Below are 6,662 nucleotides of genomic sequence, written 5' to 3'. Positions count from 1 at the left end.
GGCGATCTCCTTCGCGTAGTCGTGCTTGATGTCCCGGTTCGCATCGAGCGTGGTCCAGGTCCGCATGTAGTTCATGTAGCCGGCGACCGAGATGTCGTGCGTGATCTGCAGCTCCGGCACGACCAGGCCGGCGTCGCTGATCACCTTGCTCGTCGGCACGTAGCCGGGCCGGAAGAAGTTGAAGACGGTCGGCGCGAACATCGGCGTCTGGCCGAGCTGCGTGGCCGGGTTGTCGGTGTTGCCGATGCCCGTGAAGCGGCTGCTGGTCGACTTCGCGTTGAAGGCGCGCAGCATGTGGGCCAGGCGAACGACCGGCTCGCGCACCTTGCCGAACGAAGCGGAAGTGCTCGCCGAGCGCGCTTCGGAGTCGAGCAGGATGGCCTTCCAAACCGCCTTCATGTCGCCGCGTACGCCGCTGCCGTTGTCGTTAAACACGGTCGCGACCCGCCTGACGTAGGCCGGGCTGGGATTGCTCGTGACCATGCGCTGGATCAGCTGCTTGCTGATGAAGGGGCCCACGTTCGGGTGGTTGAAGACGGTGTCGATGGCGATCTTGAAATCGCCTTCGGTGTCCGACTTGGACTGCGCCGGAATCGTCGTGGCCCAGAACTTCTTCTCGCTGACCGAGTGGAAGCTGGTGTTCGGCGCGTACTCGTTGTAGGCCTGCATCGGCCGCCAGTCGCGCTCGAGGTTCGGGTTCTGGCCGTTGAAGCGGGCCGCCGTGCGGTCGGCCTTCTCCGGGCCGGCGTACCAGCTCCAGCCGGTGAAGACCTGCGACAGGCCGGCCAGGTCGGCGCCGGTGTAGGCGACTTCCGGACGGCCGTTCGCGCCCATCACGACGGTGCCGTCGAGGTTCAGCTTGTTCTCGCCGACGGCGAACAGCTGCGTGATCTCGCGCGCGAAGTTCAGGTCGGGCACGCGGCCGGTCGCCGGGTCTTCCTTCAGGTTGCGCAGGTGCGACAGGTAGATGCCCATCATCGGATGCAGGGCGACCTGCTCGAGGAGGTCGCGGAAGTTGCCGAACGCGTTCTCGGCGAGCATGTCGTAGAACGAGGCGACGCCGCGCGTCTGGTTGCGCAGGGTCGCGTCGGCGAACGAGACCACCATGACCTGCGACAGCGCGAAGGCGGCGCGCTGGCGGAGCTGGTCTTCGCCGCTCAGGGCCTGCTGCCACCAGGAATCCCAGAAATTCGTGGCGCTGATCGTCTGGCCCACCGAGGCCAGGTCCGCCGATGCCTGGTTGATGTAGAGGCGATGCAGGGTGACGGGCTTCGAGAACTGCTCGTCGATCCAGGCGCCGTAGCTCATCGCCGACATCTTGTCGATCTCTGCCTCGCTCGGCCCGAAGCTGGCCTGGCCGAGGAAGCGCGACGCCTCCATCTTGGTCGGCGTCTGCTGCGCCGTCACCGATGGCGGCACGCTGCCGTCGGCAGCGACGTCGCTGCCCGTGCCCCCGCCGCCGCCGCCGCAGGCGACCACGAACATGAGCACCGCGGTGGCGACTGCCCCCCGCCCGAAACGGGCGACTTGCCCGCGACCCGTCTGCATCTTCTGAACTTTGTTCACAGCGACCCCCCGAAGGACCAATGATTCATTACACGCACCCAGCAACGCAGGCTGCGTGCCAGTGGCGGGGGTCTGATACAGAGCGGGGTGGGGCCTGTAATTAGCGTCAAAACTTGGCACTTCGGGCGAGGTGCCGAGGCCGGTTACAAGCGGAACTGGGCCGTGTTCTGCGACTGTTGCAAGGACTTGGCGCAGATGTAATCAGACGTGACGCGCGCCGCAGGGCGCGCGACATGTCACGGACCGGACGTCGCGAACGCGACGTCCGTCACGCTCAGAGCAGGCCGGCCAGCGCCCGCTCGGCGGCCTCGAGGTCGCGGCGGCTGCGCTCGGCGAAGTCGCGGAGCTGGTCGGTGCCGATCTTGCCGACGTTGAAGTACGTCGCGTCCGGGTTAGCGAGATAGAAGCCGGAGACGCTCGCCGCCGGCCACATCGCCAGGCTTTCCGTCAGCCGCATGCCGATGTCCTCGCAGCCGAGGACGCGGAACAGGTCACGCTTGACCTCGTGGTCAGGACAGGCGGGATAGCCGGGCGCCGGGCGGATGCCGCGGTTCTGCTCGGCCACCAGCTCGGCGGTCGAGAGCGACTCGTCGGGCGCGTAGCCCCAGAAGTCGGTGCGCACGCGCTGGTGCAGGCGCTCGGCGAACGCTTCGGCGAGCCGGTCGGCCAGCGCCTTGAGCATGATGGCGCTGTAGTCGTCGAGATCGGCACTGAACTGCTGCTCCTTCTTCTCGACGCCGAGGCCGGCGGTCACGGCGAACAGGCCGATGTAGTCGTCGCGGCCCGAGCCCTTCGGGGCGATGAAGTCGGCCAGGCAACGGTTCGGGCGACGCACGCCGTCCACCACCGGCCGCTCGCTCTGCATGCGCAGGCCGCGCCAGGTCATGAGCACCTGACTGCGCGATGCATCGGCGTAGATCTCGATGTCGTCGTCGTTCACCGTGGCCGCGGGGAACAGGCCGACAACGCCGCTCGCGGTGAGCCATCGCCCTTCGATGACCCGGCGCAGCATGCGCCTGCCGTCGGACAGGACGCGCCGCGCCGACTCGCCGACGATCTCGTCGTTGAGGATGGCCGGGTACGGGCCGGCGAGGTCCCAGGTCTGGAAGAACGGCCCCCAGTCGATGGCTTCGGCGATCTCCGCAAGGTCCTGCTTCTTGAGGACGCGCCGGCCGATGAACTTCGGCACCGGCGGCACGTAGCTCGACCAGTCGACCGCCGTCTTGTTGGCACGCGCCGCCGCCAGGCTGACGAGCGGCGTCGCCTTCTTGCTCGCGTGCAGGGCGCGCACGCGCTCGTAGTCGGCCTCGAGCTCGGCGATGAAGGCGGTGGCGCGCCCGTCGCTGAGTAGGTCGCTGCAGACGGCGACCGAGCGGCTGGCGTCGGGGACGTAGACCACGGGCCCGTCGTAGCGGGGCGCGATCTTCACCGCGGTGTGGACCCGGCTCGTCGTCGCGCCGCCGATCAGCAGCGGAATCTTCCTGATGCGGAAGAAGTCGTCGCGCTGCATCTCCGCAGCGACGTGCTGCATCTCCTCGAGGCTCGGCGTGATGAGGCCCGACAGGCCGATGATGTCGGCGCCTTCGACCTTGGCGCGCGCCAGGATGTCCTGGCAGGCGACCATCACGCCCATGTTGACGACCTCGAAGTTGTTGCACTGGAGGACGACGGTGACGATGTTCTTGCCGATGTCGTGGACGTCGCCCTTGACGGTGGCGATGACGATCTTGCCCTTCGCCTTCGCCTCGCCGCCGCCCTCGATCAGGGCGAGCTTTTCGGCCTCGATGTAGGGCAAAAGGTGGGCCACGGCCTGCTTCATCACGCGCGCCGACTTGACCACCTGCGGCAGGAACATCTTGCCCTGGCCGAACAGGTCGCCGACCACGTTCATGCCGGCCATGAGCGGCCCCTCGATGACGTGCAGCGGCCGCCCGCCGCCGGCCTTGATGCCCTGCCAGGCGGCTTCGGTGTCCTCGACGATGAAGTCGGTGATGCCGTGCACGAGCGCGTGGCTCAGTTTCTCGCCGACGGTCTTCGGCTGCTCGGGAGTGCCGCGCCAGGCCAGCCGCGCCGAGTCGTCGCGGGCCGCGCCCTTGGCGCGATCGGCGATCTCGACTAGGCGCTCGCCGGCGTCGCTTCTGCGGTTGAGGACGACGTCCTCCACCCGCTCGCGCAGCTCCGGCTCGAGGTCGTCGTAGACGCCGACCATGCCGGCGTTGACGATGCCCATGTCCAGGCCGGCCTGGATCGCGTGGTACAGGAACACGGTGTGGATGGCCTCGCGCACCGGGTCGTTGCCGCGGAACGAGAAGCTGACGTTGGAGACGCCGCCCGAGACCTTCGCGCCCGGCAGGTTCGCCTTGATCCAGCGCGTCGCCTCGATGAACTCGACGGCGTAGTTGTCGTGCTCCTCGATGCCGGTGGCGATGGCGAAGATGTTCGGGTCGAAGATGATGTCCTCGGCCGGAAAGCCGACCTCGTCGACCAGGATCCGGTAGGCGCGGGCGCAGATCTGCGTCTTCCTCGCGAAGGTGTCGGCCTGGCCCTGCTCGTCGAAGGCCATGACGACGGCGGCCGCGCCGTAGCGTCGCACCAGCCTGGCCTGCTGGCGGAAGGCCTCCTCGCCCTCCTTCATCGAGATCGAGTTGACGATGCCCTTGCCCTGGATGCATTGCAGGCCGGCCTCGATCACCTCCCACTTGGAGCTGTCGATCATGATCGGCACGCGCGCGATCTCGGGCTCGCCGGCGATCAGATTCAGGAAGCGGACCATTGCCGCCTTCGAATCGAGCATCGCCTCGTCCATGTTGATGTCGATGATCTGGGCGCCGTTCTCGACCTGCTGCCGGGCGACGCCGAGCGCCTCCTCGAACTGGCCGTTGAGGATCAGGCGAGCGAAGGCCTTCGAGCCCGTCACGTTGGTCCGCTCGCCGATGTTCACGAAGACGGAGCCAGCGCCGATGAGCATCGGCTCGAGTCCCGAAAGCCGGAGCGGCGCCGGCTCCGACTTCGTCGACAGGGTGGCGCCCCTCCCGCTTCGCGCGGTTCCCCCGAGGGGAACCTCTCCGTCGTCGAGGTCGTTCTTCATGCGGCGGTGGCGAGCTGACGGAAATTGGGGGCCCGCGGCCGGTACTTGCCGACGCGGGCCGCGATCTGCTCGATGTGCTCCGGCGTCGTGCCGCAGCAGCCGCCGGCGATGTTGAGGAAGCCGGCGCGGGCGAACTCCTCCAGCAGGCCGGCGGTCACCTCCGGCGTCTCGTCGAAGCCGGTCTCGCTCATCGGGTTGGGCAGGCCGGCGTTCGGATAGCAGCTCACGAAGGTGTCGCCGGCGATCCGCGCCAGCTCCTCGATGTAGGGCCGCATCAGCGCCGCGCCGAGGGCGCAGTTGAGGCCGATGGCGAGCGGCCGGGCGTGCCGCACGCTGTGCCAGAAGGCGCTCACCGTCTGCCCGGACAGGATGCGACCGGAGGCATCGGTGACGGTGCCGGAGACGATCACCGGCAGCCGCTCGCCGCTCGCCTCCATCAGCTCGTCGAGGGCGAAGATGGCCGCCTTCGCATTCAGGGTGTCGAAGACGGTCTCGACCAGGAACAGGTCGCAGCCGCCTTCGAGCAGCCCCTCGGCCTGCTCGAGGTAGGCGGCGCGCAGCTCGGCGAAGCTGGTGTTGCGCGCCGCCGGGTCGTTGACGTCGGGGCTGATGCTGGCGGTGCGCGGCGTCGGGCCGAGCGCGCCGGCGACGAAGCGCGGCTTGTCGGGCGTCGCGAAGGCGTCGCAGACCTCGCGGGCGATGCGCGCGCCGGCGACGTTCATCTCGCGCGCCGCTGCTTCGAGGCCGTAGTCGGCCTGCGCCACCGAGGTCGCGCCGAAGGTGTTGGTCTCGACGATGTCGGCGCCGGCGTGCAGGTACTGCTCGTGGATGGCGCGGACGATGTCGGGCCGGCTGATCTGGAGCAGGTCGTTGTTGCCCTTGAGGCTGCGACCATGGTCCTTGAAGCGCTCGCCGCGGTAGTCGGCCTCGCCCAGCCGGTGGCGCTGGATCATCGTGCCCATCGCGCCGTCGAGGACGACGATGCGCTCCTTAAGGATCTGCGGCAGCGCGGCGGCACGGGTGTAGCGCGGTTCGTTCATCGCGCAATTGTAGGAAGCCGGTCCCGCCCATGCCCCGTGTGCGACCCCGCGAGCGCGGGTCGGCCGGGCTCCGGTCCTAGTGCAAGGCCCCGGCGAGGGTCGTGTGGTAGACCGAGTCGCGGAATTCGAGGGCGCGCGGCCCGAGGTCCTCGATGGCCCAGGTCGACAGCGCTCGCGCCGACATCGGCCGGGCGAAGAAGAAGCCCTGCAGCTCGTGGCAGCCGAACGAGCGCAGGATCTGGTGCTGGGCCTCGGTTTCCACGCCCTCGGCCACCACCTTGAGGCCGAGCGCCTGCGCCAGCTTGACGATCGCGTCGACGATCGCCCGTGCATCGGCGCTCGTCTCCAGGTCGAGGACGAAGCTGCGGTCGATCTTCAGCTCGCCGGCGCGGAGCTTCCTCAGGTAGGCCAGGCTCGAGTAGCCGGTGCCGAAGTCGTCGATCGAGATGTTGACGCCCATCGCGTTGAGGCGCTCGACCATGCGGATCGCGTTCGAGGCGTCTTCCATCGCCACCGTTTCGGTGATCTCGCAGGTGAGCAGCTGCGGGTTGATGTCGTGCCGGCGCAGGGCGGCGTCGATGCGGTCGGCCAGGTCCGGGTGGCGCAGCTGGTAAGCAGAAAGGTTGATGGCGACGCGCATGCGCAGGCCCTCGTCGCGCCATTCGCCGGCCTGCCGGCAGGCCTCGTCGATCAGCCAGTTGCCCATGGCCCCGATCAGGCCGAAGCGCTCGGCGATCGGAATGAAGACATCGGGCCCGACCAGGCCGCGCTCCGGGTGGTGCCAGCGCATCAGCGCCTCGGCTCCGGTGATCTCGCCGGTCGGGGCGTGGATCTTCGGCTGGTAGAGCAGGTGCAGCTGGCCGTCGGCAAGGGCCCGGCGCAGGTCGCGCAGCAAGTCGAGCTGGTCGCGCACGCCGTTGGTCATGCGCGCCTCGTAGAAGGCGTGGCTGGCGCCGCCGTTGGCCTTG

At 68.6% G+C, this 6,662-nt stretch carries 4 protein-coding genes; all 4 read right to left on the bottom strand.

Going from position 1 to position 6,662, the window contains the following annotated elements:
* Positions 1 to 1,566 (bottom strand): DUF1800 domain-containing protein (locus AC30N0_RS06630; RefSeq protein WP_489517136.1); only part of this gene is annotated, 1,566 nt, incomplete at its 3' end.
* Positions 1,567 to 1,840: 274 nt separating this feature from the next.
* Positions 1,841 to 4,585, bottom strand: a complete 2,745-nt coding sequence (metH, locus tag AC30N0_RS06625; protein ID WP_489517137.1) for a methionine synthase — start codon at positions 4,583 to 4,585, stop codon at positions 1,841 to 1,843.
* Positions 4,586 to 4,650: 65 nt separating this feature from the next.
* Positions 4,651 to 5,694, bottom strand: a complete 1,044-nt coding sequence (locus AC30N0_RS06620) for a homocysteine S-methyltransferase family protein (protein WP_489517135.1) — start codon at positions 5,692 to 5,694, stop codon at positions 4,651 to 4,653.
* Between the two features lie 76 nt (positions 5,695 to 5,770).
* Positions 5,771 to 6,662 (bottom strand): putative bifunctional diguanylate cyclase/phosphodiesterase (locus AC30N0_RS06615; RefSeq protein WP_489517134.1); only part of this gene is annotated, 892 nt, incomplete at its 5' end.

Source organism: Rhizobacter sp., assembly GCF_031412495.1.
Taxonomy (GTDB): domain Bacteria; phylum Pseudomonadota; class Gammaproteobacteria; order Burkholderiales; family Burkholderiaceae_C; genus Schlegelella_A.
This window is presented reverse-complemented; position numbering and strand designations above follow the sequence as displayed.

Excerpts from the sequence above, each read along its gene's own strand:
- AC30N0_RS06620 (WP_489517135.1), bottom strand. The coding sequence starts at position 5,694 with ATGAACGAACCGCGCTACACCCGTGCCGCCGCGCTGCCGCAGATCCTT.